The sequence below is a fragment of the Arthrobacter sp. J156 genome (genome assembly GCF_056172865.1).
In genome coordinates this window covers 1,599,456-1,622,469 of record NZ_CM149650.1, presented here as the reverse complement: position 1 = coordinate 1,622,469, position 23,014 = coordinate 1,599,456, and the positions used below count along the sequence as shown (strand labels likewise).

Here is a 23,014-nt window from a genome sequence, read left to right as displayed (position 1 = left end):
CCGATCGCGGGCTATCAGGCGCGCATGTGGCGTGCCATGGTGCAGGTTCGCCGGGAAACACTGCTGAAATTCGTGCGGTTCAAAAACGACCGGGCATCCTTGTCTACCCGGCCAGTCTAACGTGCGACGCCCACCGTGACGCGCATAGACTGTCCGGGAACCACGGGAGCCCGCCAAAGGGCTGAGAGGGCAGGCCGGCGTCGACGCCGGACGGGATGCCGACCGTTGAACCTGATCCGGGTCATGCCGGCGGAGGGAAGGACACCTGTCGATGCGCTGCGTCGTCGTCGGGGCCGGGATCGTCGGCCTCTCGATCGCCTGGGATCTCGTGCGCGCCGGCGCACATATCGCCGTCGTCGATCCCTCGCCCGCCGCGGGGGCGACCCGCGCGGCCGCGGGCATGCTCGCCGCCGTCACCGAGTTCCACTACCAGGAGGGGGCGCTGACCGCGCTGTCCGTCCCGGCGCTGCGGGGGTGGCCCGCGTGGGCCCGCGAGCTCGAGGCTGCGTCGGGCCGCGCGTGCGGCTTCCGGTCCGAGGGCACGCTCGTCGTGGCGGCCGATGCCGCCGACCGCGAGGCGCTGGCCCGGCTGAGGGCCGCGCAGGAGGGTGCGGGCCTGTCCGTCGAGGAGGTCGGTGTGCGCGCCGCGCGGCGCCTCCAGCCGCTCCTGTCGCCGCGGCTCGCCGGGGCCTTCCTCGCCGCCGACGACGCGCAGGCCGACCCCCGGCGCATCGCGGCCGCGCTGCGCGCCGCGCTCGACGCCTCCGGGCGGGTCGAGTGGGTGGCCGGCCGGGTCCTGCGCGTCGCGGCGGGCGCGCCCGCCCGGGTGGAGTACGACGGCGGGTCCCTCGCCGCGGACGAGGTGGTCCTGGCCGGCGGAACGGGGCCCGCCGACGGGCCGGCTGGCCGCACCCGGGACGGATTTCCGGCAGGGGTCGATCCCGTGGCAGGGCGGACCGCCACGACGCGGCCGACCGGCGGGATCGTCGTCGACGGGCTGGGCGCGGCGCCCGCCCTGACCGTCCGGCCCGTGTACGGCGAGGTCCTGCGCCTGCGCGCCGCCCCGGGAGGGCCCGGGCTGGAAGGCACCGTGGTCCGCGGGCTCGTCGAGGGCCGCGGGGTGTACATCGTCCCGCGCGCCGACGGCGAGGTCGTGCTCGGTGCCACGGAGCGCGAGGACGACCGCACCGGGGTCAGCGCGGGAGGCGTCTACCGCCTGCTGCGCGACGGGATCCGCCTGCTGCCCGCCCTCGCCGAACTCGACCTGGTCGAGGCGACGGCCCGCGCCCGTCCCGCCACGCCCGACAACCTCCCGCTGCTCGGCCGGCTCGGCCCCGGGCTGATCACCGCCAACGGCTTCTACCGCCACGGGGTCCTGCTCAGCGTCGCAGCGGCCGGCGCCGTCCGGTCCCTCGTCGACGGCCGGGCCCCGTCCGGCCTCGAGGCCTTCGACCCCTGGCGCTTCACGCCGGACGCCCGGCGGGACCACGACGCCCCCATCCTCCCCGCCGTCACCACGACGGCGCCGCACACTACCCAGGAGACACCGTGACACCTCGAGACGCCACCGCCCACGCCGCAACCTCCGTCGCCGCCCCGGGGGCGGCGCTGCTCGTCAACGGGGAACCCCTCGCTCCCGTGCCGGCCACCGTCCTCGACCTCGTCGCCCGCCGCACCGGGCGCAGGCTGCGCCCCGACGGCCGTCCCGTCGACGGGGCCCCGCTTGGCGTCGCGGTCGCCGTCAACCAGGAGGTCGTGGCCCGGTCCCGCTGGGCGGAGGCCGCGCTGGCCCCGGGCGACACGGTCGAGCTGCTCACCGCGGTCCAGGGAGGCTGAGCCCGTGGCACAGGAGGACTCCTGGACCGTCGACGGCGTGGAGCTGGGGTCCCGGCTCATCACCGGGACCGGCGGCGCGCCGAGCCAGCACGTGCTCGAGCAGGCGCTCGAGGCCTCGGGAACCGAACTGACCACGGTCGCGATGCGCCGCCACCGCCCGGGAGGCGGCGAATCCATCTACGAGATGCTCGTGCGCCGCGGCATCCGCGTCCTGCCGAACACGGCCGGCTGCCACACCGCGCGGGAGGCCGTGCTGACGGCCGAGCTGGCGCGGGAGGCCCTCGAGACCCACTGGATCAAGCTCGAGGTCGTCGCCGACGAGCACACCCTGCTGCCCGACGCCGTGGAGCTGCTCGACGCGGCCGAGCAGCTCGCGGGGCGGGGCTTCGCCGTCTTCGCGTACACGAACGACGACCCCGTCACCGCCTTGCGCCTCGAGGACGCCGGGTGCGCCGCCGTCATGCCGCTCGGGGCCCCGATCGGGACCGGGCTCGGCATCCTGAACCCGCACAACATCGGGCTCATCGCCGCCCGCGCGTCCGTCCCCGTGGTCCTCGACGCCGGCATCGGCACGCCGTCCGACGCCGCGCTGGCCATGGAGCTCGGCTGCGACGCCGTGCTGCTGGCCACCGCCGTGACGCGGGCCGAGGACCCGGCGCGGATGGCCACGGCCTTCCGGCACGCCGTCGTCGCGGGCCGGCTCGGGCACACGGCCGGCAGGATCCCGCGGCGGAACCTCGCGCTCGCCTCCTCGCCCCTCGGCGGCCGCGGGGACTTCGACTAGGAGGCCCGGCCGTCCGCGGCGGCGATCCGGAAGAGGACCTCGCGCCGGGCGATGTCGGCCGTGACAAGCACCACCTCGACCTCCGTGCCGAGCTCGGCACGGCCCTCGTAGCGGGCCGTGATCGGCGGGTCGAGTAGCTGGATCGTCCCCGTCGGCAGCCGTCCGTCCTCCGCGGCCTTCGCCGCCTGCGCCTCGCTCGGCCCGTCGATGGTGGTCCCCGTGAAGCGCTCGCCGACGCGCCCGTGCAGCAGGGCGGCCTCGACGGCGTCGATCGACGCGCGCTCGACCGTCCCGGCCACCCGGTTCGAAGACTGCATGAGGTCCGGCAGCAGCGGCAGCGCTGCACGGACCTCCTCGGGGACCCCGGTCTCCTGGGACAGGGAGAGGCACACCATCAGGACGAATCGGTCCACGAGGCGGCGCAGCGGAGCCGTCGCATGCGCGTACGGCGCGGCGATCGCGGACTGGACGGCGTCCGCCTCCGGCGGGGCCCCGCCGTCGAACGCCGTGTAGGACGCGCCCCGGAAGAGGGACGTCGCCGCGTGCATGAGCGCGAGGTGCTTGGGCTGCTCCAGCTCGAGCGAGCGCAGGAAATCGCCGTACGCCGTCTCCCGCGGCCACGGGCAGCCCAGCGCCGCGGCCTGGCGACGGAACTGGGCCACGCTGCGCTCGTCCGGCGCCGGCATGGTGCGCAGGATGCCGACCCGGCCCTCGAGCATGATCCGGGCGGCCTCCATGCCCGTCATGAGGGAGATCTGCGCGTTCCAGTCCTCAACCGGCAGCGGCGCCCGGGCGGTGAGCCGGTAGTGGCCGGCGTCGTCGAGCTCGACCTCCTGCTCCGGCAGGCGCAGGCTCGCCCCGCCGCGCTCGTGCTCGAGCCGGATGCGCTTGAGCCCGACCTCGCGCAGCAGCTGCAGGCACTCGTCGGCCGTCCCGGCGTCGAGCTCCGCCTGCACCCCCTCGTAACTGAGCTTCGCCCGGCTGCGGATCCCCGCCCGCTCCAGGGCAGAGGAAAGCACCGAGCCGTCGGGGCCGAGGCGGAACGTCCAGAGGTACGCGCTGCGGACCTGCTCCGGCAGCAGGCTCCCGGCCTGCTCGCCGATGACGTCCGGGTGCAACGGGATGCGGCCCTGCGGCAGGTACAGCGTCTGGCCGCGCAGCCGCGTCTCCGCGTCCAGCGCCCCGCCGACGGCGACGAACGAGGGGACGTCGGCGATCGCGTAGCGCACGGTATAGCCGTCGCCCGCGCGCTCCAGGTGCACGGCCTGGTCGAGATCGGTCGACGTGGGCGGGTCGATCGTCACGAACGCGACGTCCGTCGCGTCGGCGACGGGAAGCTCCTGCGCCGCCACGGCCGCCTCGGCCTCCGCGAGGACGGCGGGTGGGAAGGACTCCGGCAGCTCGAGCTCGACCGCGAGGGAACCGAGCGCCTCGGCCAGGAGGGTCTGCCGCGTGCTGCCGGAAAGTCCAATCTGCTTCGTCGCCATGGGGACAGGCTACAGAACGGCCCAAGGAGTAGGGTGGCAGGCATGACCGAGCAGAACGTCCCCGCCCTCGACGAGGCCACCCGCTCGCACTACGAGGCCGCCCTCTACGGGCTCATGGCCTACCGGGAGCTCACCGCGTTCGAACGGCTCTCCTCCGATGCCCGCTTCTCTCCGGCGCTCGCCGACCGGGAGGCCCTCGCCCGTCTCGCCGTGGCGGAGTTCGCGCACTTCGAGCTCGTGAGGGCCCGCATCGAGGAGGACGGCGGCGACGTCCAAGAGGCCATGCGCCCCTTCGCCGCCGAGATCGACGCCCTCCACGAGCGCACGCGGCCGGGGGACTGGTACGAGTCGCTCATGAAGGCCTATGTCATCGACTCCGTCGCCGGGGACTTCTACCAGGCCGTGGCCCTGGCGCTGGACCCGCGGGCCCGGCAGCTCGTGGCCGAGGTGCAGTCCATGGACGCCCAGACCGGCTGGCTCCGCGACCGGCTGCGCGGCGCCCTCGCCGACGATCCACGGCTGGCCTCGCGCCTCGCCCTGTGGGGCCGGCGGCTCCTCGGCGAGGCCCTCACGGGTGCCCGCCGGATCGGGGACCGCCACGACTTCTGGAACGGCCTCGTGGAACTGGCCGACGCCGAGGCCCGGGCGGAACACGTCGCGCGGCTCTTCGCGACGCTCGTGGAGAACCACTCGCGGCGCATGAGCGAGCTCGGCCTGACGGCCTGAGGCGGCCGCCCGAGGGCGGGGCCGGAAGGGCACGGGGCCCGGCAGCCGTCAGGCCGCCGGGCCCCGTGGTCCGCTAGTGTGCGAAGCCCACCCGGCGCGGCTCCTCGGCGCCGATCTCGACGAAGCCGATGGTCGCCGTCGGGATGATCACGGTGCGCCCCTTGGCGTCGGTCAGCTGCAGCTCCTGGCCGGAGTGCAGGGCCTTCGTCACGATCTCGGCGACGCGGTCCGCCGATTCGCTCGATTCGATGACCACTTCGCGGGCAACGTTCTGGATTCCGATGCGTACGTCCAAGCTGGGCTCCTTCGTCGGTTGGACTACTGGGTACGGGCACCGGCCGCGCTGACCGGCCGCACGGTGTCCCGCAGTGAATCTATGTCAGGACTCCTTGGGGAATCGACCGATTCCGCGCCAAGCTAAACGGGAGACGAGCTCGCTCGCCGCGTCGAGGTCGACCTCGTCCTGCGCCTCGAGCCACGCCCGCGCGGCGACCTGCGCCATGCCGGCCAGTCCGCGGCCGAGCAGGACGGCCTGCGCGCGCGGCAGCTTGGTGTCGTCCGCGATGACGTCGGCGACGGAACCGGCGAAGCGGCCGTTGAACTCCTCGAGCCGCGAGGCCACGTCGGGATCGTTGATGAGGTCTGATTCGAAGACGAGCCGGTAGGCCTGGCTGTCCTCGGCGATGAACTCGAAATACGCGCGGATGGTGGCCTGGACGCGCAGCTTGTTGTCCGACGTGGAGGCGATCGCCGCGAGCAGCAGCTCGGACAGCGAGGCCAGGTGGGCGTCGAGCAACGCCAGGTACAGCTCGCGCTTGCCCGGGAAGTGCTGGTAGAGCACGGGCTTGCTCACCATCGCGACCTCGGCGATCTCGTCCATCGCGGCCCCGTGGTAGCCGTTGGCCACGAACACGCTGTGGGCGGCACGCAGCAGCTGGGCCCGTCGCTCCTCGCGGGGCATCCGTTGGGTGCGCTGGTGGCGCTGCTGCCGCTCTGGGGTCGTGTGCACGAACTGCCTTTCCTCCATCCGCCGGGTCGTGGTGGGCCCCGGCGCCTGCCGTCATTCTACGGCGCGGTAGGCGTTTGGGACCCCTCGGCGCGCCCCGCGACGGGACTACAGTGGGGGTATGGATACCGCGACACCCCAGCACCCCGGACCGCTCGTGGAACCGGGCCCCGAGCTGACGGCCGAGGAGCTGCGGAGGTATTCGAGGCACCTGATCATCCCGGAGGTCGGCCTCGCCGGACAGCGCCGGCTCAAGAACGCCCGGGTCCTCGTGATCGGCGCGGGCGGCCTGGGCTCGCCGGCCCTGCTGTACCTCGCCGCGGCGGGCGTGGGCACGCTGGGCATCATCGACGACGACGTCGTGGACGAGTCGAACCTGCAGCGCCAAGTCGTCCACGGGGTCTCCGACGTCGGGCGGCCCAAGGCGGCCTCCGCGCGCGATTCCGTCCTCGAGCTGAACCCCCTCGTCGACGTCGTGCTGCACGAGGAGCGGCTCGACTCCTCCAACGCGCTGGAGGTCTTCTCCGGCTACGACCTGATCCTGGACGGGACGGACAACTTCGCCACCCGCTACCTCGTCAACGACGCCGCGGCGATCCTGGCCAAGCCCTACGTCTGGGGTTCCATCCTGCGCTTCGACGGCCAGGTCTCCGTGTTCTGGAACGGCCAGGGCCCCACCTACCGCGACCTCTACCCGGAGGCCCCGCCCGCAGGCACGGTGCCGTCGTGCGCGGAGGGCGGCGTGTTCGGCGTGCTGTGCGCGCAGATCGGCTCGGTCATGGTGGCCGAGGCGGTCAAGCTCATCACGGGCATCGGCGATCCGCTGCTGGGCCGGGTCCTGATCCTTGACTCGCTCGCCATGTCCTGGCGCGAGATCCGGCTCCGCCCGGATCCGGAGACGGTGCAGCCGGAGCGGCTGCTCGAGGACTACCCGGCCTTCTGCGGCCTTCCGGCGGACGACGCCGGACGCGTCCTCCCGTCCGTGGGTCCCCGCGAGCTCGAGGTGCTGCTGCGGGAGCGGTCGGCCGGGGTGGGGGACTTCCACCTCGTGGACGTCCGCGAGCCGGGGGAGGCGGAGATCGTCTCGATCGACGGCGCCGAGCTCGTGCCGCGCGGGCGGGTGCTCGGCGGGGACGTCGAGCTGCCCCGGGACAAGCCGATCATCCTGCATTGCAAATCGGGCGGGCGTTCGTCAGAGGTGCTGGCCCACCTGCTCGAGCGCGGTTACGCGGACGCGAGGCATCTGGAGGGCGGGATCCTGGCCTGGATCGACGAGGTGGAGCCGCACAAGAACGGCTACTGACGCACCGACCCCGTGGCGGCCTGACCGGAGGCCGGGCAGGCGGCGGGCGGGACCGTGCCGTCGGTGGCCGGAAGGGCCTGCGGCGCCTGCGGGGTGCCGGGCTGCGGCGTGCCGTGCCGCGGGGCGGCGGTGCGTCCCGTGGCGGGGGCCTGCTGCGTGAGCGTGATGCCGAACAGGGTCGCGAGGGCGGCTTCGACTTCCTCCTGGCGGCCCTCGGCGGCGAGCTCGCGCGCGCGGACGGTCGGGGTGTGGATGAGCTGGCGCATCATGCGCCGCATCGCGAACTCGACCTCTTCCGAGGCGGCGGTGCAGCCGTGCTGCGCGCGGACGCGCTCCACTTCCGTCTCCAGGACCGTCTGGGTGTGCCGCCGCAGCGCCACGATCGCGGCGTCGGCGGTGCGCTGGCGCTGCTCGTGGGCGAACTCCGCGGCCGCGCCCTCCACGATGCCGCGGGCCTGGTGCAGGGCCTCGGCCTGCTCCGCCGGGGCGGCCATGCGGACGGATTCCAGGGTGATGAGGTCCACGCCCTCCACGTCCTCGAGCGAGGGGTCGAAGTCGCGGGTCAGGGCCAGGTCGATCGCGACGAGCGGGCGGGCCCCGCGGCCGGACTCGGCCAGTTCCTCCGGGCCGAGCCGCCGGTCGCCGCCGCTGCAGCCGATGAGGACGTCGGCGTCGGCGAGGGCGGCAGCGAGCGAGTCGTCGTCGAGGGCGTGGCCGCCGCGGCTCGCGACGAAGCCCTCGGCGCGGCCCGAGGCGGAGAAGACGGACACGCGGCCCGCACCCCGTTCCCTGAGCAGGGACATCGTCGCGCCCGCGTAGGCGCCCGTGCCGAAGACGACGACGTGGCGTCCCGACCAGTCGTCGTCGCTCAGGTCCTCGGCGAGGTCGAGCGCGACGGAGACGATCGAGAGCCCGCGGCCGCCCAAGCGGGTGCGCGAGCCGACGTCCTTGGCGGTGCGGGAGGCCGATTGGAAGAGGCGCACGAGCGGGCCGGAGGCGGTGCCGTCCTGCTGGGCCTCGATGAGGGCCCGGCGGACCTGTCCGGCGATCTCCCGTTCCCCGATGACGGCCGAGTCCAAGCCGGCCCCGACGGCGAAGAGGTGCTGGACGGCGTCGTCGCCCGTCTTGGTGGCAAGGGCCCCGGAGACGCGGTGCTCCTCGATCCCCGACGCCGCGCTGATCCGGGAGATGACCGCGGAACGGGCGGCCTCGACGTCGTCCTCCGAGGGGGCCTCGCAGTAGACCTCGTAGCGGTTGCACGTGGCCAGGACCACGGCGCCGGTGACCGGGGCCGTCCCGTCGAGCACGTCGACAGCGACCCCGGAGGCGCCGGCACTGAGCCGTGCGACGGTTTCGAGGTCCAGATCCGAGTGCGAGGCGACGAGCGATAGGTAAACCACAGTGTCCCCATGGTAGCCCGGCGTCCCCTCCCGACGCATCGAAGGCGAGCCTTCGCGACGTGGGATTGGCCACGATGCGCCGCCTTGCGGGCGCCGCAATTCGCGGTTCCGCAGCGGCATTGGCAGAATCAAGGCATGACGTTGAGCGCAAGCCACCCGCTGATGGATGGCCGTACATCCGGTTCCCCCCTGATCACCGCCTACCGCGGGGGGACGCCGGAGCGGCGCCCCGTCTGGTTCATGCGCCAGGCCGGCCGCTCGCTGCCGGAGTACCGGGAGCTGCGCGAGGGCATCGCGATGCTCGATTCGTGCCTGCGCCCCGAGCTCGCCTCCGAGATCACGCTCCAGCCGGTGCGCCGCCACGACGTCGACGCCGGGATCTTCTTCTCCGACATCGTCATCCCGCTCAAGCTCGCCGGCATCGACGTCGACATCGTCCCCGGCGTCGGTCCCGTCCTCGGCACTCCGGTCCGCAGCGCCGCCGACGTCGCGGCCCTGCCGCGGCTCGAGCCCGGAGCCCTCGACCCGATCCGCGAGGCCGTCGCGCTCACGGTCGAGCAGCTCGGATCCACCCCGCTCATCGGCTTCGCCGGCGCGCCGTTCACCCTCGCCGCCTACATGGTCGAGGGCCGCCCCTCCCGCGACCACCTGGGTCCGCGGACCATGATGCACGCCGACCCGGAGGCCTGGGAGGCCCTGGCGGCGTGGGCGGCCGACGCCTCCGGGCAGTTCCTCCGCGCGCAGCTCGAGGCCGGCGCGAGCGCCGGACAGCTCTTCGACTCCTGGGCCGGCAGCCTGGGCCTGGCGGACTACGAGCGCCACGTCGCCCCGGCCTCCGCGCGCGCCCTGGACCACGTCCGTGACCTCGGCGCCCCGCTCGTGCACTTCGGCACCGGCACGTCCGAGCTGCTGGCCGCGATGCACGGCGTCGGGGTCGACGTCATGGGCGTGGACTACCGGCTCCCGCTCGCCGAGGCCAACCGCCGCCTCGGCGGCACCGTGCCGCTGCAGGGCAACATCGACCCGGCCCTGCTCTCCGCCCCGTGGGAGGTGCTCGAGCGCCACGTCCGCGAGGTCCTCGCGTCCGGCGACGAGGCGCCCGCCCACGTCGTCAACCTCGGCCACGGCGTCCCGCCGGAGACCGATCCCGAGGTGCTCACGCGCGTCGTCGAACTCATCCACTCCGTGGCCCCCTGACGCGCCGCGGGCCCGCCGGCCCGCGCCCGAGACCTGAAGCCACCGACGAAAGGACCGCGATGCCGCACCGGCACCACGCCGCCCACGGCCGCCACGGCGAAGCCGCCCCGGACGGCACGGAACGGGCCGCGCCCCGCCGCGCGGCCGTCGTCGTCGGCGGCGGGATCGCGGGGCTCGTCGCCGCGCGCGAGCTCGCGATCGCCGGCTACGCCGTGGAGCTCTTCGAGGCCACGGAGGCGTTCGGCGGCTGCGTCGCCTCCCACACCGTCGACGGGCTCGTGCTGGACGCGGGCGCGGAGTCGTTCGCGACCCGGAACACGGCCGTCGCCGAGCTGCTGGACGAGCTCGGGCTGGGCGGGGACGTCGTCGCCCCGCGCCCCGGCGGGGCCTGGCTCTACTCGAAGGGCCACGGGGGCCGGGCCGCCGCCCACCCCCTGCCGCAAACCGGGATCCTGGGCATTCCCGGGGACCCGCGCGCCGAGGACGTCAAGGCCGTCATCGGTTCCGCCGCCTCCCTGCGGGCGGCCGCCGACCTCGCGATGCCGGTCCCGCGCCACTTCGAGGAGGGCTCCCTGAGCCTGGGCGAGCTCGTGCGGGCCCGCATGGGCTCCGCCGTCCTCGAGGGGCTCGTGGCCCCCGTCGTCTCGGGCGTGCACTCGGCGGACCCGGACACGCTCGACGCCGACGCCGTCGCGCCCGGGTTGCGCTCCGGCGTCGTCCGCCACGGATCCCTGGCCCGCGCCGTCGCCGCCGTGCGGCAGGCGGCGCCCGCCGGTTCCGCCGTCGCCGGGCTCGCCGGCGGCATGCACCGGCTGAGCACCGCCCTCGTGGCCGAGCTGACCGAGCGCGGGGCCGCGCTCCACACCGGCCTGCGGGCGGTCGCGATCGAGCCCGCGGGACCGGCCGACGGCCCCGCGCCAGACGCCGACCGGGCGCCCGCGGACCCGGAGGCCGACTCCGCCGCACAGCCGGTGCAGGACGACGCCGGGGCCGCGCCGGGCCAGGCGCCGTCCTGGAACGTCGTACTCGCCGGGGCCGACGGGGCCCCGCGCACGGCCGCCGCCCACCGCGTCGTCATCGCGACGACCGGCCCGGCCGCCGTCGACCTGCTGACGCCCCTGGACCAGGAGCTCGCGGCCCACCGCCCGGGGGACGGCGCCGGGGTCGCCCTCGTGACCCTCGTCGTCGACCGCCCCGAGCTCGACGACGCGCCGCGCGGCACGGGACTGCTCGTGGCCGCCGACGCCCCGGGCGTGCGGGCCAAGGCGCTCACGCACGCGAGCGCCAAGTGGGACTGGCTCCACGACGAGGCCGGCCCCGGCACCCACGTGCTGCGCCTGTCCTACGGCCGGGTCTCCGACGGCCCCGGCCCGGCCGGCAGCGACGAGGAGCTGTTCCACGCCGCCGTGTCCGACGCGTCCGCACTGCTCGGTACTGAGCTGGCCGAGGCCGACGTGCTCGGCTGGGACGTCATCCGCTGGGACGCGGCCCTGCCGTTCGCCACGACGGGCCACCGGTCCCGCGTCGACGCGTTCCGTGCGGCCGTCGAGGCGCTCGAGGACATCGACGTCGTCGGCGCCTGGCTCTCCGGGACCGGGCTCGCCGCCGTCGTGGCCGACACCCGCTCCCGGCTCGCCATCAGCGCGAGCTGACCCCTGAACCGACCCCTTGCCCCGAACCACCAGAAAGAGGCCCCGCGATGAGCGAGAATCCTTCCAACAGCCCCGTGCTCGCCGACCGTGAGCGCGAGGGCGACACCCTGTACTTCACGCTCTGGACGGTGTTCAAGCGCGAGTCCGACCTGGACCGCTCCGAGGGCGTGGCCGCGTTCGAGGCGCTCGTGGAGGAGCTCGCCGCCGACGGGATCACCCTGCGCGGGATCTACGACGTCTCCGCGATGCGCGAGGACGCCGACGTCATGACCTGGCTCCACGGCCCCTCCGCCGAGAAGCTCCAGGAGGCCGTGCGCAAGATCCGCCGCAGCTACCTCTTCGCCGAGACCTCGATCGCCTGGTCCGCCATGGGCGTGCACCGCGAGGCCGAGTTCGCCAAGGACCACTCGCCGGCGTTCGCGCGCGGCAAGGAGCCGAGCGAATGGATGACCGTGTACCCGTTCGTCCGCTCCTACGACTGGTACCTCCTGGATCCGGCCGAGCGCGGGAAGATGCTGCGCGAGCACGGCATCCTGGGCCGCGACTTCCCCCAGGTCCTGGCCAACACGGTGGCCTCCTTCGCCCTGAACGACTTCGAGTGGATGATCTGCCTCGAGGCCCCCGAGCTGATCGACCTCGTGGACATGATGCGCCACTTGCGCTACACCGACGCCCGCAACCACGTGCGCGAGGAGATCCCGTTCTACACCGGCCGCCGGATCGGCGCGGCCGAGGCGGCGGAGGTCCTGCGTTGAGCGCGCACGGCTTCGACGCCGTCCTGCTGGCCTCCTTCGGCGGCCCCGAGGGCCAGGACGACGTGATCCCCTTCCTGCGCAACGTCACGGCCGGCCGCGGGATCCCCGACGAACGGCTCGAGGAGGTCGCGACCCACTACCGGGCCAACGGCGGGGTGAGCCCCATCAACGAGCAGAACCGGGAGCTGCTGGCCGCGCTCGAGGGCGAGATCGCCCGGCGCCGCTGGGGCTTGCCGCTGTATTGGGGCAACCGCAACTGGGACCCCTACATCCCGGCCGCGCTGCAGGAGATGTACGACGACGGGCACCGCCGCGTGCTCATGCTCGTCACGAGTGCCTACGCCGGCTACTCGAGCTGCCGCCAGTACCGCGAGGACATCGCGGCCGGCCTCGAGTCCACCGGCCTGGAGGGCAGGCTCGAGGTCGTCAAGGTCCGCCAGTTCTTCCAGGACAAGGCGTTCATCGACCCCTTCGCCGAGGGGCTCGCCGCCGGCATCGCCGACGTGCGTGCGCAGCTGGCCGACCGCGGCGAGCAGGACGCGGCCCCGCGGATCGTGTTCGTCACGCACTCCATCCCCACCGCGACGGCCGAGGCCCAGGGGCCGGCGTCGATCGCCGGGGAGTTCGGCACCGACGTCTACTCGGCGCAGCACCTGGCCGTGGCCCGGACCCTCATGGAGACGGTCCCGGAGGCCGCGGGCCTCGAGTGGTCCCTCGTCTTCCAGTCCCGTTCCGGCGCGCCGCACGTGCCGTGGCTCGAACCGGACGTCAATGACGCGCTCGAAGAGTACGCCGCCGGAGGGACGCGCGGCGTCGTCGTGGTCCCGATCGGCTTCGTCTCGGACCACATGGAGGTCCTGTGGGACCTCGACACCGAGGCCAAGGACACGTGCGCGGAGCTCGGCCTGGCCTTCCACCGCGTCCCGACCCCCGGCACGCACGCCGCGTTCGTCTCCGGCCTCGTGGACGTCCTCGCCGAGTCCCTCGTGGACGACGGCGGGGCCCCTCTCCCCGCGCACGGCGAGCAGCGCGTGCCCGGCGACTGGGACGCGATCTGCTCCACCGGGTGCTGCGTCGAGCTCGTCGGGACGCCGGCCGGGCCGCGGCCGTGATGCGGGAGGCGAACGACGCCGGGGCCGCGCCCTCGTCGCGGGAGCCCGCCGCCGCGGGGGCCGGGTTCCGGATCGGCACGCGCGGATCCGCGCTCGCGACGACCCAGACGGGGCATGTCGCCGAGGCGCTCGAGCGCCTGAGCGGGATGCGCGCGGAGACCATCCACGTCAAGACCGAGGGCGACGTGACGAGCGGGCCGCTGTCCCAGCTCGGCGGCACCGGCGTCTTCGCCGCTGCGCTGCGCGTGTCCCTGCTCGAGGGCGGCTGCGACATCGCCGTGCACTCTCTCAAGGACCTGCCGACGGCGCAGCCCGAGGGGCTCGTCGTCGCGGCGACGCCGCCGCGCGTCGACGTGCGCGACGCCCTGTGCGCCCGCGACGGACTGACGCTCGCCGGGCTGCCGGCCGGAGCCACCGTCGGCACGGGTTCGCCGCGCCGCGCAGCGCAGCTGAAGGCCGCGCGCCCCGATCTGGAGATCGTGGACATCCGCGGCAACGTCGGCACCCGGCTGGGCCGCGTCAAGGGCGCCGCGAAGCCCGCCGACGACGGCGGGGTGGGCCGGACCGCCCACGGCGACCTCGACGCCGTCGTCCTCGCCGCCGCGGGCCTGGAGCGGCTCGGCCTGGGCCGGCACGTGACCGAGCTCCTCGATCCCTCGGTCATGCTGCCCGCGCCGGGCCAGGGGGCGCTCGCCGTGGAGTGCCGCCCCGAGACGGCCGCCTCCGGGCCCCTCGCGAAGGCCCTCGAGCAGCTCGACGACGTGCCCACGCGGCTCGCCGTGACCGCCGAGCGCGCGCTGCTGAACCGGCTCGAGGCCGGGTGTGCCGCGCCCATCGGCGCGCTGGCGAGGATCGAGGGCGACTCGTTGGTCCTCGAGGCCGTCGCCTGCGCGCCCGACGGGTCGGATACCCTGCGCCGCACGGCCCGCGGGCGCGAGCTCACGGTCGAGGGCGCCGCCGCCCTCGGCGCCGAGCTCGCCGTCGCCCTGCTGCGTGAGGGCGCCGCGGACCTGGCGGGACTCTAGGCGTGCGGCAGGAGCGGGGCGGCGAGCCGCGCGCGGAGGCGGGCGGCGGCCGGGGAACGGGCCCGGACGGTGGCCGCGACGCCGGAGCGCTGGCCGGCCGCGCCGCGCTGCTGCTGCGCAGCCCCGACCGGGCCGCCGCGACCGTGGCCGAGCTGCGCGCCCGCGGCGCCTCCACCGTCCTGTGCCCGCTCATCGACTTCGAGCTCCCCGCGGACACCGGGGCGCTCGACGCGGCGCTGACCCGCTTCCTCGACGGCGGCTACGACTGGATGGTGCTGACCTCGATCACCACGGTCCGGGCGCTCAAGCAGCGCGCCGCCGCCCTCGGGCTGACGCTCGCCGTGCCGCCCGGAACGCGCGTCTGCGCCGTCGGCTCCGCGACCGCGCGGGCCGCCGCGGCCGAGGGGATCGGGATCGACTTCCAGCCCCACGAGCAGTCCGCCGAGGGGATCCTCGCCGAATGGAACCAGCTCGCCCTCGTCGACGGGGCCGGCACGGGGCGCCGTGCCAGCCGCGGCCACGTCGCCGGCGTGGCCGGTGCCGGTGCGGCTCGCGGGCAGGACCCGCTCGCGGAGCACGAGGCGGACGCGGCCGACGCCGCTTGGTCCCCGCGGCGTTCGGTCCGCGCGTTCCTGCCCCAGGCGGACCTCGCCGCGGGCACCCTCGAGCAGGGGCTGACGACGGCCGGGTGGGCAGCCGAGGCCGTGATCGCCTACCACACCGTGGAAGCGCCGGCCGCGCCCGGACGGCGCCTCACCGCCTCGCTCGCCATCGCGGGCGCCACGGAGACCACGGGCACCGGGTCTGCCAGCTCCGCGGGGCCCGCCGGGCCCGGCGTCGTCGAGATCGACGCCGAGGCGCTGGCCGCCGCCCACGGAGCCCCCGCGGGCGTGGGAGCCGTGTTCTTCACCTCGCCGAGCATCGTGCGCCGCTACCTCGAGGTGGCCGGTGGATTCCCGGCCGGCCTCGCGGCCGTCGCGATCGGCCACAGCACGGCGGCCGAGCTGCGTTCCCACGGCGTCGAGCCCGCGGGCACCGCCGCCGAACCCACCCCGGCCGGCCTGGCCGACGCCTGGGCCGTTGCGATCGCGGGCCCCTGACCCCGCCCGGCCACCCCACTACGCTTGAGACCGACCCGAAGGAGCACCCCATGGCCTTTCCCCACCACCGGCCCCGCCGGCTGCGCACCACGCCCGCGATGCGCCGGCTCGCCGCCGAGACGCTGATCGCCCCGCAGCAGCTGATCCTGCCGGCCTTCATCCGCGAGGGCCTGGACGCGCCGAACCCCATCACCTCCATGCCCGGCGTCGTCCAGCACACCACCGACACGCTCAAGCGGGCCGCCGCCGAGGCCGCGGAGCTGGGTCTGGGCGGCATCATGCTCTTCGGGATCCCCGCCGTGCGCGATGCCGTCGGCAGCGCGGGCATCGACCCGGACGGCGTGCTCAACCGCGCCCTGCGGGTCGTCCGCGCCGAGGTCGGCGACTCGCTCGTGGTCATGAGCGACGTGTGCCTCGACGAGTTCACCGACCACGGCCACTGCGGCGTGCTGGACGAGGCCGGCCGCGTGGACAACGACGCGACCCTCGAGGTCTACGCGGAAATGGCCGTGGCGCAGGCGGAGGCGGGCGCCCACGTGCTCGGCCCCTCCGGCATGATGGACGGCCAGGTCGCCGTCATCCGGCAGGCGCTCGACACCTCCGGCTTCCAGGACACCGCCGTGCTGGCCTACGCCGCCAAGTACGCCTCCGCGTTCTACGGGCCGTTCCGCGAGGCCGTGGACTCCCAGCTCACCGGGGACCGCCGGACGTACCAGATGGACGCCGCCAACCGCCGCGAGGCCGTCCTCGAGGTCGAGCTGGACCTCGAGGAGGGCGCTGACATGGTCATGGTCAAACCGGCCATGAGCTACCTGGACATCGTCGCGGACATCGCCGCGATGTCCCCGGTGCCCGTCTCCGCCTACCAGATCTCCGGCGAGTACGCGATGATCGAGGCCGCCGCCGCCAACGGCTGGATCGACCGCCGCGCCGCCATCACCGAATCCGTGCTCGGCATCCGCCGCGCCGGCGCCGACACCGTATTGACGTACTGGGCCGCCGAGCTTGCCGGCTGGCTGAAGGAAGGACGCTAGGCCATGACCACCTCCGAGGAACTCTTCGAACGCGCCCGCACGCTCATGCCGGGCGGGGTGAACTCGCCCGTGCGAGCCTTCGGCTCCGTGGGCGGAACCCCGCGCTTCATGGTCGACGCCGAGGGCCCGTACCTCACCGACGCCGACGGCCGGACGTACGTGGACCTGGTCTGCTCGTGGGGCCCGGCCCTGCTCGGGCACAAGCACCCGGCCGTGCAGGCCGCGGTGCATGAGGCCGTGGACCACGGGCTGTCCTTCGGCGCCTCCACGCCGGCCGAGGGCCGCCTGGCCGAGCTCGTCATGGAACGCGTTCCCGGCGTCGAGCGCCTGCGCATGGTCTCCACGGGCACCGAGGCCACCATGACCGCGGTGCGGCTGGCCCGCGGCTTCACCGGACGCGAGCTGATCGTGAAGTTCGCCGGCTGCTACCACGGCCACCTGGACTCGCTCCTCGCCGCGGCCGGATCCGGCCTGGCGACGCTCGCCCTGCCCGGATCGGCCGGCGTGACCGCCGCGACGGCAGCGGAGACCCTCGTGCTCCCGTACAACGATCCCGCCGCGGTCGAGGCCGCGTTCGCGGAGCACGGCGACCGCATCGCCGCCGTGATCACGGAGGCCGCACCCGCCAACATGGGCGTCGTCACCCCGGCCGAGGGCTTCAACGCCTTCCTGTCCCGGACCACCGCGGCCCACGGCGCGCTGCTGATCCTGGACGAGGTGCTCACGGGCTTCCGGACCGGCTACTCCGGCTACTGGGGCCTCACCGGCGCGGGGGAGGGCTGGACCCCGGACCTGTTCACCTTCGGCAAGGTGATCGGCGGCGGGCTGCCCACGGCCGCGCTCGGCGGCCGGGCCGAGGTCATGGACCACCTCGCGCCGACCGGCCCCGTCTACCAGGCCGGGACGCTCTCGGGGAACCCCGTCGCCATGGCCGCCGGCGTCGCCACGCTGACGCACGCGACCCGCGACGTCTACGCGTTCGTCGACGCCCGCAGCCTCGAGCTCTCCGCCGCCGTCGGCGCGGCCCTCGACGCCGCCGGCGTGGACCACTCCATCCAGCGCGCCGGGAACCTGTTCTCGATCGCGTTCGGCACCTCCGCGCGCGGCGTGTCCGACTACGCCGACGCGCAGGCGCAGGAGGCCTTCCGCTACGCGCCGTTCTTCCACTCCATGCTGGAGGCGGGCGTCTACCTGCCGCCGAGCGTGTTCGAGGCGTGGTTCCTCTCCGCGGCGCACGACGACGCGGCCATGGAACGGATCCACGCCGCCCTCCCGGCCGCCGCCGAGGCGGCCGCCGCGGCGGTTCCGGGAGCCTAGCCAGGACGGCCCGGGCCACGCCTGGGACCTTCCGGCGGCGCCGGGACTGTCAGCGCGTGTCGCGGACGAAGTCGTAGCGGATCCCCGGCTCGTCGGAGGGCAGGACCACGATCACGCCGTAGCGCCGCGTCCAGCCGTCGGAGACCAGGAAGTAGCGGCCCCCGGTGTGCTCGAGCAACCGCAGCCCCGTGTAGCGGTAGCGGTAGCCCGCGCCCTCCGGCAGCTCCTCGACCGCGGCGCCCGGGGCGTCGATGCCCAGCGGATCGGCGCTGTGCACGACGACGCGGGGCAGCTGGGCGATCCGTTCGCCGAAGCCCCGGGCCAGCTCCGTGCCCTCGACGGTCGCGTAGTTCGCCGCGGCCGAGAACAGGGCGACGCCGACCAGGGCGGCCGCGCACGCGCGGAGCAGGTTCCCCGCCGCATGGGACAGGGGCGGGGCGCCGGAGCGCGCCCGGTAGAGCCGGAAGGCGTAGAGCAGCAGGAGCAGGCCGGTGGCCAGCAGCAGCGGGAAGGCGACGTAGGCCGTGGCCGGCCACACGGGGCGCAGGATCCATGCGGAGGCCGGCAGGACGACGGCGAGGGCCGGGACCGCGTACACGGCCACGCGCTTGGCCCGGCGGTCGCCGAGCTCGAGCCGCCGGGACAGCCAGTGGTCCAGCCCCACCCACATCAGCCCCGCCGCGCCGGCGACGATGAGCAGCACCAGGACGGGACGGACGCTGCGCAGCAGGTACTCGCGCGTCGTCATGCCCAGGACGCTCTCGTCGAAGCCCAGTTCCGCCGCCTGCACCTCGGAGCGGACCCAGCCGAAGTAGACGAGCAACGCGGTGACCACGCCGACGTTGCCGACGACCGCGGCGATCTTGCGGAGCAGCTCCCCGCGGTCCTGGTCCGCGCTCACGGCCCGGATCCGGCGCCGTCCGTACCGCCTTCGCCTTCCTCGCCGCCGCCGGAATCCGTGCCGTTGCCGTCGGTGCCGTCCCCGGCGCCGTCGTCCGCGCCCTCGTCCCCGGTGCCGTCTTCGCCTCCAGTGCCTTCCTCGCCGTTCGTCCCGTCGCCGTTGCCCTCGCCGCCACCGTCCGGCAGGACGCTCTCGTCGACATCGAAGGTGAGGGGATCGTCCGCGCCGCCGTCCCCGAAGCGGCCCTGCGGGTCGGGGCCGCCGACGCACGGGAAGTCCTCGCGGGGACGCTGCTCGACGACGCTCGCGACCGACTTGTAGAGCTCGCACTCGGGACGGCCGTCGTTGAGGCCCTCGATGCCGTATTCCGTCACCGCGTTGCGGTAGTACCGGGCCCCCTCGCCCGTGTCGCCGCGGCACAAGTGGATGCCGGCCGCGAACAGCACGACGTTCCGCGGGCTGCGGAAGCCGTAGTAGGGAGGGTCGGACAGCCCGTCGAGGTAGGCCTGCGCCTCGTCGCACGAGCGCATCAGGACGCCGTAGGCCGGCCCGTCGTTGCCCGAGACGCTCGTGTCGCTCGGCGGGAGGCCCCACGTGTAGACCACGCGGCCCGGCGTGTCCCCGGCCTGGCCCGCGCCGTTTCCGCCGCCTTGGCCCTGCCCGCCTCCAGTGCCGCCCGTACCGCCGTTGCCGCCGTCGCCCCGGCCGCCGGGAGTCCCGGGGCTCGCGTTCGCCGGCGCGCCGCCGTCGGACTCTGACGCCGGAGGGGGCACGCACCCGGCCAGCAGGAGGGCGGCCGCCGCCGCGAGCACGGCCAGCGGGCCCACGGCGCGGGGCGGAACCAGCACCCGTCGCCCGGCCGGGCCGCGTCGGTTCCGCCGCCCGCTGTCTCGTCTGTCCTGGTCCACGGTCCCCAGCTCCTCGCCGATTCCGCGGCCGCCGCCCGGGTGCGGCGGCCACGCGCTGCGGCCCGTCCGCCTGGGCGTGGTCCCGGCGCGCTGGGGCCAGTGTCCGCCCCGGGCGTCACCGGTTCGTCACGACGCCGGCCGGGACCTGCCGCGATCTCCGTCCCCGTCTCCCGGCCCGAACCCTGTCGGCCCGACCCCTGCCGACCGGGAGCCATGGCCCCGGGCCGGACCCGGTGCCGGACCCAGGGCCGGGGCCCGGGCAGTGAACCCGGGCCCCGGCGTCGTCCTAGTCGCCCTTCACGTTGACGATCTGCCGCAGGCGGTGCCGGACCCGGACCAGGGACGAGGCGTCGTCCATGACCGTGTCGATCGGCTTGTAGGCCGCCGGGATCTCGTCGATGAAGGCGTCCGTGTCGCGGAACTCGATCCCCGCCATGGCCTCGCGCAGTTGATCGAGCGTGAACGCCTTCCGCGCCGCCGTGCGCGAGTACTCGCGGCCCGCGCCGTGCGGCGAGGACTCGAGCGAGAGCGCGTCGCCGAGACCCTCCACCACGTACGAGGCCGTGCCCATCGAACCGGGGATCAGGCCCGCGTCACCGGTCCGGGCGCGGATCGCGCCCTTCCGCGAGACCCAGACGGACTTGCCGAAGTGGGTCTCCCGCTCGGTGAAGTTGTGGTGGCAGTTGATCCGCTCCTCCTCCTCGACCGGACCGTCGACCCACTCCGAGAACTGGCGGATCACCCGGTCCATCATCTCCTCCCGGTTCAGCAGGGCGAAGCGCTGGGCCCAGCGCAGCTCGCGGATGTAGGCGTCGAACTCGTCCGTGCCCTCCACGAGGTAGGCCAGGTCCGGATCCGGCAGCTGGATCCAGTAGCGCCTCGCCACGCCCTGCGCCACCTTGATGTGGTGCTGGGCGATCCGGTTGCCGATTCCGCGCGAGCCCGAGTGCAGGAAGAGCCAGACGGCGCCCTCCTCGTCGGCGCAGACCTCGATGAAGTGGTTGCCCGAGCCGAGCGATCCCAGCTGCAGTTCCCAGTTGCCCGCGTAGGAGGCCGGGTCGAACCCCGCCTCAGCGGCGGCGTCCGCCAGCTCGGAGATGCGCGGCGCGGCCGTGGCCACGACCTTCTTGTTGTAGTGGCCCGCCGAGAGCGGGACGGCGCGCTCGATCTGCTCGCGCAGCGCGCGCCGGTCCCCGGGCAGCTGTCCCAGCCGGTACTGCGTGCGCACCGCGATCATGCCGCAGCCGATGTCCACGCCCACGGCGGCCGGGATGATGGCCCCGAGGGTCGGGATCACGGAGCCGACCGTGGCGCCCTTGCCCAGGTGGGCGTCGGGCATGAGGGCCAGGTGCGGGTAGATGAACGGCAGTGTCGAGGTGGTCTCGGCCTGCGCGCGGGTCTGGGCATCGAGGATGGAGGCCCAGTTGAAGAGCCGGCGGTTGATCCTTTCCATGGTTTCTCTCTCTGTCGGGGTGCGGGGCACGGATTCCGTCGAGTGGTCCATGGAAAAAGCCCCGCACCATGTGTGGTTGCGGGGCCGGAACGCCGGGGGCGTCAGGACTCGGGCAACCTGGTGAACGCGCTGAACACGTGCTTGAAGGCACGCTGCTGCCCGTCGGGCAGGCCGGCGGCAGGGCGGAAGGAAGCGTAGAGGCCGGTGACGGACATGGTTCCTCCCTGGTCCAGTGCGGGGTGTCGTCGGCGGATGCCGACAAGGGTCAAAGCTACAGCGTCCGGCCCCCTCGCGCCAGAGACGCCGCACGGCGGGGCCCCTGGAACGGGACCCCGCCGTGCGGCGCGTCGTGACGCGGGTGGGACTAGAAGGCCGGGATGACGTCGCCGTCCGGCCAGGTCTCCTCGATGAAGGCCGCGACCTCGTCGCTGTGCAGCAACTCGTCGAGGGTGGCGATGGCGTCGCTCTGCTCGCCGGCGCGCCATGCCAGGAAGTTGGCGTACGGGTTGCCTTCCGTCTCCTCCACCGCGAGGGCGTCGGAGCTCTTCAGGCCCGCCTGCAGGATGAAGTTGCCGTTGATCATGCCGATGTCGAAGGACGAATCCTGCTTGAACACCTGGACCGCCTGCTCCGGCGGAACCTCGGAGAAGGCGAGCTTCTTGGGGTTCTGCTCGTCGCTCAGGGTGAGGACGGAGGAATCGTCGGAGATGTCGGAGAGCAGGCCCGCCTGCTCCAGGACCCGGAGGGCGCGCAGCTGGTTGGCCGGGTCGTTGGTGACGACGACCTTCGCCCCGTCCGGGATCTCGCCGGCCGACGAGTACTTGTCGGAGAACGCGGCGAACGGCTCGATGTGCACGCCTTCGCCGTGCTCGAAGTCGTAGCCCTTGGTGGCGACCTGGTCTTCGAACCACGGCAGGTGCTGGTAGAAGTTCGCGTCGAGGGTTCCCTCGCTCAGCGCCGTGTTGGGCGTCTGGTAGTCGTCGATCTCGGTGATGTCCAGATCGATGCCGGCATCGGCGGCCAGGTTCTCGTCGATGAACTCGAGGATCCGGGCGTGGGGGACCGGGCTGGCGCCGACCTTGACGATGGCGAGGCCGGCGGAGTTCGTGTCGGCCGAGGTGTCGGCGGCGCCGGTGTCACCACCGCCGCAAGCGGTCAGGGCGAAGAGGGCTGCGGCGCCGGTGACGGCGAGTGCGATTTTCTGACGCATCGGAGGAGTTCCTTTTCTTGGGTGCCGTGCCGTCCCGTTGAAGGGGAAGACGGGCGGTTTAAGGCAGCTAGCGGCTACTGGCTGCCGTCCGTCGCCGAGGTGACGGGAGTCTTGGGGAGTGGGGATCAGCGGTGGTCGACGCGGCGGGCGAGCGCGTCGCCCACCACCTGGATCAGCTGGACGAGGAGGACCATGATCACGAGGATGACGATCATCACGGAGGTCTCGAAGCGCTGGAAGCCGTAGTTGTAGGCCAGTCGGCCCAGGCCGTCGCCGCCGACCAGTCCGGCCATGGCCGAGTAGCCGACCAGCGTGACGAGCGTCGTCGTGAGGGCGGCCACGAGGCCGGGCATGGCCTCGGGAACCAGGACCTTGCGGACGACCTGGAAGCGCGTCGATCCCATGACGAGGGCGGCATCGATCTTGCCCGTGTGGACATCGCGCAGGGCCGTTTCGACCAGGCGGGCGAAGAAGGGGATCGTGCCGATCGTCAGGGAAACGGATGCGGCGATCGGTCCCAGCGACGTTCCGACGATCAGGACGGAGAGCGGGATCAGGGACAGCATGAGGATCGCGAACGGGATGGACCGCGTGATGTTCACGACCACGCTGGAGAGGATGAAGCTCAGCCAGCGGACCGGCGTCAGCCCGCCGGGCGCCGTGGAGTGGAGCACGATGCCCAGGGGAAGGCCGATGAGGACGGTGAAGAGGCCCGAGATGCCCACCATCTGCAGGGTCTGGAGCGTTGCGGTGGGGATCGCGTTCGTGATGGCGGGGTTCGACGCGAGGTCGTTGAAGAAGTCCATCC

22 protein-coding genes are annotated in these 23,014 nt (G+C 74.0%); 13 read left to right on the top strand and 9 right to left on the bottom strand.

Annotation, left to right across the window (positions count from 1 at the left end; all coding sequences use genetic code 11):
• Positions 1–271: 271 nt before the first annotated feature.
• Genes AC0QR5_RS07410 through AC0QR5_RS07400 form a run of 3 tightly spaced genes read left to right on the top strand, consistent with a single transcriptional unit; the run spans position 272 to position 2,620 of the window.
• Positions 272–1,552: an FAD-dependent oxidoreductase gene (locus tag AC0QR5_RS07410; RefSeq protein ID WP_329860336.1), complete on the top strand. Its 1,281-nt coding sequence runs from the start codon at positions 272–274 to the stop codon at positions 1,550–1,552.
• Entirely contained in the window at positions 1,549–1,836 is a 288-nt protein-coding gene (gene thiS / locus AC0QR5_RS07405) for a sulfur carrier protein ThiS (protein ID WP_329860334.1), read from the top strand. Before AC0QR5_RS07410 ends, thiS begins: the two co-directional genes overlap by 4 nt.
• 4 nt (positions 1,837–1,840) lie before the next feature.
• Positions 1,841–2,620, top strand: coding sequence for a thiazole synthase (locus tag AC0QR5_RS07400; protein ID WP_329860333.1), 780 nt, complete (start codon positions 1,841–1,843; stop codon positions 2,618–2,620).
• On the opposite strand, the gene AC0QR5_RS07395 is transcribed toward AC0QR5_RS07400, so the two are convergent.
• Complete coding sequence (locus AC0QR5_RS07395) at positions 2,617–4,107, bottom strand: RNB domain-containing ribonuclease (RefSeq protein WP_329860332.1); 1,491 nt, start codon at positions 4,105–4,107, stop codon at positions 2,617–2,619. The two genes, AC0QR5_RS07400 and AC0QR5_RS07395, sit on opposite strands and share 4 nt — an antisense overlap.
• A gap of 42 nt (positions 4,108–4,149) precedes the next feature.
• Between AC0QR5_RS07395 and AC0QR5_RS07390 the strand changes: the two genes are divergently transcribed.
• Positions 4,150–4,833 (top strand): ferritin-like fold-containing protein, encoded by a 684-nt coding sequence (locus AC0QR5_RS07390; RefSeq protein ID WP_329860331.1) that lies wholly within the window; start codon positions 4,150–4,152, stop codon positions 4,831–4,833.
• Between the two features lie 73 nt (positions 4,834–4,906).
• Here the strand turns inward: AC0QR5_RS07390 and AC0QR5_RS07385 are convergent, their stop codons facing one another.
• Both AC0QR5_RS07385 and AC0QR5_RS07380 read right to left on the bottom strand, forming a co-directional pair.
• Positions 4,907–5,128, bottom strand: coding sequence for a DUF3107 domain-containing protein (locus tag AC0QR5_RS07385; RefSeq protein ID WP_329860330.1), 222 nt, complete (start codon positions 5,126–5,128; stop codon positions 4,907–4,909).
• 84 nt (positions 5,129–5,212) lie between these two features.
• Positions 5,213–5,860, bottom strand: a complete 648-nt coding sequence (locus AC0QR5_RS07380; RefSeq protein ID WP_430970687.1) for a TetR/AcrR family transcriptional regulator — start codon at positions 5,858–5,860, stop codon at positions 5,213–5,215.
• A gap of 100 nt (positions 5,861–5,960) precedes the next feature.
• Between AC0QR5_RS07380 and moeB the strand changes: the two genes are divergently transcribed.
• Positions 5,961–7,142: a molybdopterin-synthase adenylyltransferase MoeB gene (moeB, locus tag AC0QR5_RS07375; protein WP_329860328.1), complete on the top strand. Its 1,182-nt coding sequence runs from the start codon at positions 5,961–5,963 to the stop codon at positions 7,140–7,142.
• On the opposite strand, the gene AC0QR5_RS07370 is transcribed toward moeB, so the two are convergent.
• Entirely contained in the window at positions 7,136–8,542 is a 1,407-nt protein-coding gene (locus AC0QR5_RS07370) for a glutamyl-tRNA reductase (protein ID WP_329860327.1), read from the bottom strand. The two genes, moeB and AC0QR5_RS07370, sit on opposite strands and share 7 nt — an antisense overlap.
• Before the next feature lie 135 nt (positions 8,543–8,677).
• Here AC0QR5_RS07370 and hemE point away from each other — a divergent pair, with 135 nt between their 5' ends.
• The 8 genes from hemE to hemL are packed head-to-tail and all read left to right on the top strand — an operon-like array spanning position 8,678 to position 17,734.
• Complete coding sequence (gene hemE, locus AC0QR5_RS07365) at positions 8,678–9,739, top strand: uroporphyrinogen decarboxylase (protein ID WP_329860326.1); 1,062 nt, start codon at positions 8,678–8,680, stop codon at positions 9,737–9,739.
• A gap of 59 nt (positions 9,740–9,798) precedes the next feature.
• Positions 9,799–11,391 carry a protoporphyrinogen/coproporphyrinogen oxidase gene (locus tag AC0QR5_RS07360; RefSeq protein ID WP_329860325.1) on the top strand — a complete coding sequence of 531 codons (1,593 nt, stop codon included), beginning with the start codon at positions 9,799–9,801 and terminating at the stop codon, positions 11,389–11,391.
• Between the two features lie 47 nt (positions 11,392–11,438).
• Positions 11,439–12,146: a hydrogen peroxide-dependent heme synthase gene (hemQ, locus tag AC0QR5_RS07355; protein ID WP_329860323.1), complete on the top strand. Its 708-nt coding sequence runs from the start codon at positions 11,439–11,441 to the stop codon at positions 12,144–12,146.
• Complete coding sequence (locus AC0QR5_RS07350; RefSeq protein WP_329860321.1) at positions 12,143–13,258, top strand: ferrochelatase; 1,116 nt, start codon at positions 12,143–12,145, stop codon at positions 13,256–13,258. The genes hemQ and AC0QR5_RS07350 overlap by 4 nt, the downstream gene beginning before the upstream one ends.
• Entirely contained in the window at positions 13,213–14,283 is a 1,071-nt protein-coding gene (hemC, locus tag AC0QR5_RS07345; RefSeq protein ID WP_443089719.1) for a hydroxymethylbilane synthase, read from the top strand. The genes AC0QR5_RS07350 and hemC overlap by 46 nt, the downstream gene beginning before the upstream one ends.
• Before the next feature lie 2 nt (positions 14,284–14,285).
• Entirely contained in the window at positions 14,286–15,383 is a 1,098-nt protein-coding gene (locus tag AC0QR5_RS07340) for a uroporphyrinogen-III synthase (protein ID WP_329860319.1), read from the top strand.
• A gap of 50 nt (positions 15,384–15,433) precedes the next feature.
• Positions 15,434–16,417 carry a porphobilinogen synthase gene (gene hemB, locus AC0QR5_RS07335; protein ID WP_329860317.1) on the top strand — a complete coding sequence of 328 codons (984 nt, stop codon included), beginning with the start codon at positions 15,434–15,436 and terminating at the stop codon, positions 16,415–16,417.
• A gap of 3 nt (positions 16,418–16,420) precedes the next feature.
• Complete coding sequence (gene hemL / locus AC0QR5_RS07330) at positions 16,421–17,734, top strand: glutamate-1-semialdehyde 2,1-aminomutase (RefSeq protein ID WP_329860316.1); 1,314 nt, start codon at positions 16,421–16,423, stop codon at positions 17,732–17,734.
• A gap of 49 nt (positions 17,735–17,783) precedes the next feature.
• On the opposite strand, the gene AC0QR5_RS07325 is transcribed toward hemL, so the two are convergent.
• The 5 genes from AC0QR5_RS07325 to AC0QR5_RS07305 form a co-directional block, all read right to left on the bottom strand.
• Complete coding sequence (locus AC0QR5_RS07325) at positions 17,784–18,635, bottom strand: hypothetical protein (RefSeq protein ID WP_329860315.1); 852 nt, start codon at positions 18,633–18,635, stop codon at positions 17,784–17,786.
• Positions 18,632–19,543, bottom strand: coding sequence for a hypothetical protein (locus AC0QR5_RS07320; protein WP_329860314.1), 912 nt, complete (start codon positions 19,541–19,543; stop codon positions 18,632–18,634). The genes AC0QR5_RS07325 and AC0QR5_RS07320 overlap by 4 nt, the downstream gene beginning before the upstream one ends.
• Before the next feature lie 286 nt (positions 19,544–19,829).
• On the bottom strand, positions 19,830–20,996 hold the full coding sequence (locus tag AC0QR5_RS07315) for an RtcB family protein (protein WP_329860313.1): 1,167 nt from the start codon (positions 20,994–20,996) through the stop codon (positions 19,830–19,832).
• A gap of 364 nt (positions 20,997–21,360) precedes the next feature.
• A complete protein-coding gene (locus AC0QR5_RS07310; RefSeq protein WP_329860311.1) occupies positions 21,361–22,206 on the bottom strand; it encodes a MetQ/NlpA family ABC transporter substrate-binding protein in 846 nt (281 codons plus the stop codon).
• Between the two features lie 125 nt (positions 22,207–22,331).
• Positions 22,332–23,012, bottom strand: coding sequence for a methionine ABC transporter permease (locus tag AC0QR5_RS07305; RefSeq protein WP_329860310.1), 681 nt, complete (start codon positions 23,010–23,012; stop codon positions 22,332–22,334).
• Positions 23,013–23,014: the final 2 nt, after the last annotated feature.

Excerpts from the sequence above, each read along its gene's own strand:
- AC0QR5_RS07390 (WP_329860331.1), top strand. The coding sequence starts at position 4,150 with ATGACCGAGCAGAACGTCCCCGCCCTCGACGAGGCCACCCGCTCGCAC.
- hemB (WP_329860317.1), top strand. The coding sequence starts at position 15,434 with ATGGCCTTTCCCCACCACCGGCCCCGCCGGCTGCGCACCACGCCCGCG.
- AC0QR5_RS07395 (WP_329860332.1), bottom strand. The coding sequence starts at position 4,107 with ATGGCGACGAAGCAGATTGGACTTTCCGGCAGCACGCGGCAGACCCTC.
- AC0QR5_RS07305 (WP_329860310.1), bottom strand. The coding sequence starts at position 23,012 with ATGGACTTCTTCAACGACCTCGCGTCGAACCCCGCCATCACGAACGCG.
- AC0QR5_RS07315 (WP_329860313.1), bottom strand. The coding sequence starts at position 20,996 with ATGGAAAGGATCAACCGCCGGCTCTTCAACTGGGCCTCCATCCTCGAT.
- hemL (WP_329860316.1), top strand. The coding sequence starts at position 16,421 with ATGACCACCTCCGAGGAACTCTTCGAACGCGCCCGCACGCTCATGCCG.
- AC0QR5_RS07380 (WP_430970687.1), bottom strand. The coding sequence starts at position 5,860 with ATGGAGGAAAGGCAGTTCGTGCACACGACCCCAGAGCGGCAGCAGCGC.
- moeB (WP_329860328.1), top strand. The coding sequence starts at position 5,961 with ATGGATACCGCGACACCCCAGCACCCCGGACCGCTCGTGGAACCGGGC.
- AC0QR5_RS07360 (WP_329860325.1), top strand. The coding sequence starts at position 9,799 with ATGCCGCACCGGCACCACGCCGCCCACGGCCGCCACGGCGAAGCCGCC.
- AC0QR5_RS07410 (WP_329860336.1), top strand. The coding sequence starts at position 272 with ATGCGCTGCGTCGTCGTCGGGGCCGGGATCGTCGGCCTCTCGATCGCC.
- hemQ (WP_329860323.1), top strand. The coding sequence starts at position 11,439 with ATGAGCGAGAATCCTTCCAACAGCCCCGTGCTCGCCGACCGTGAGCGC.
- hemE (WP_329860326.1), top strand. The coding sequence starts at position 8,678 with ATGACGTTGAGCGCAAGCCACCCGCTGATGGATGGCCGTACATCCGGT.
- AC0QR5_RS07310 (WP_329860311.1), bottom strand. The coding sequence starts at position 22,206 with ATGCGTCAGAAAATCGCACTCGCCGTCACCGGCGCCGCAGCCCTCTTC.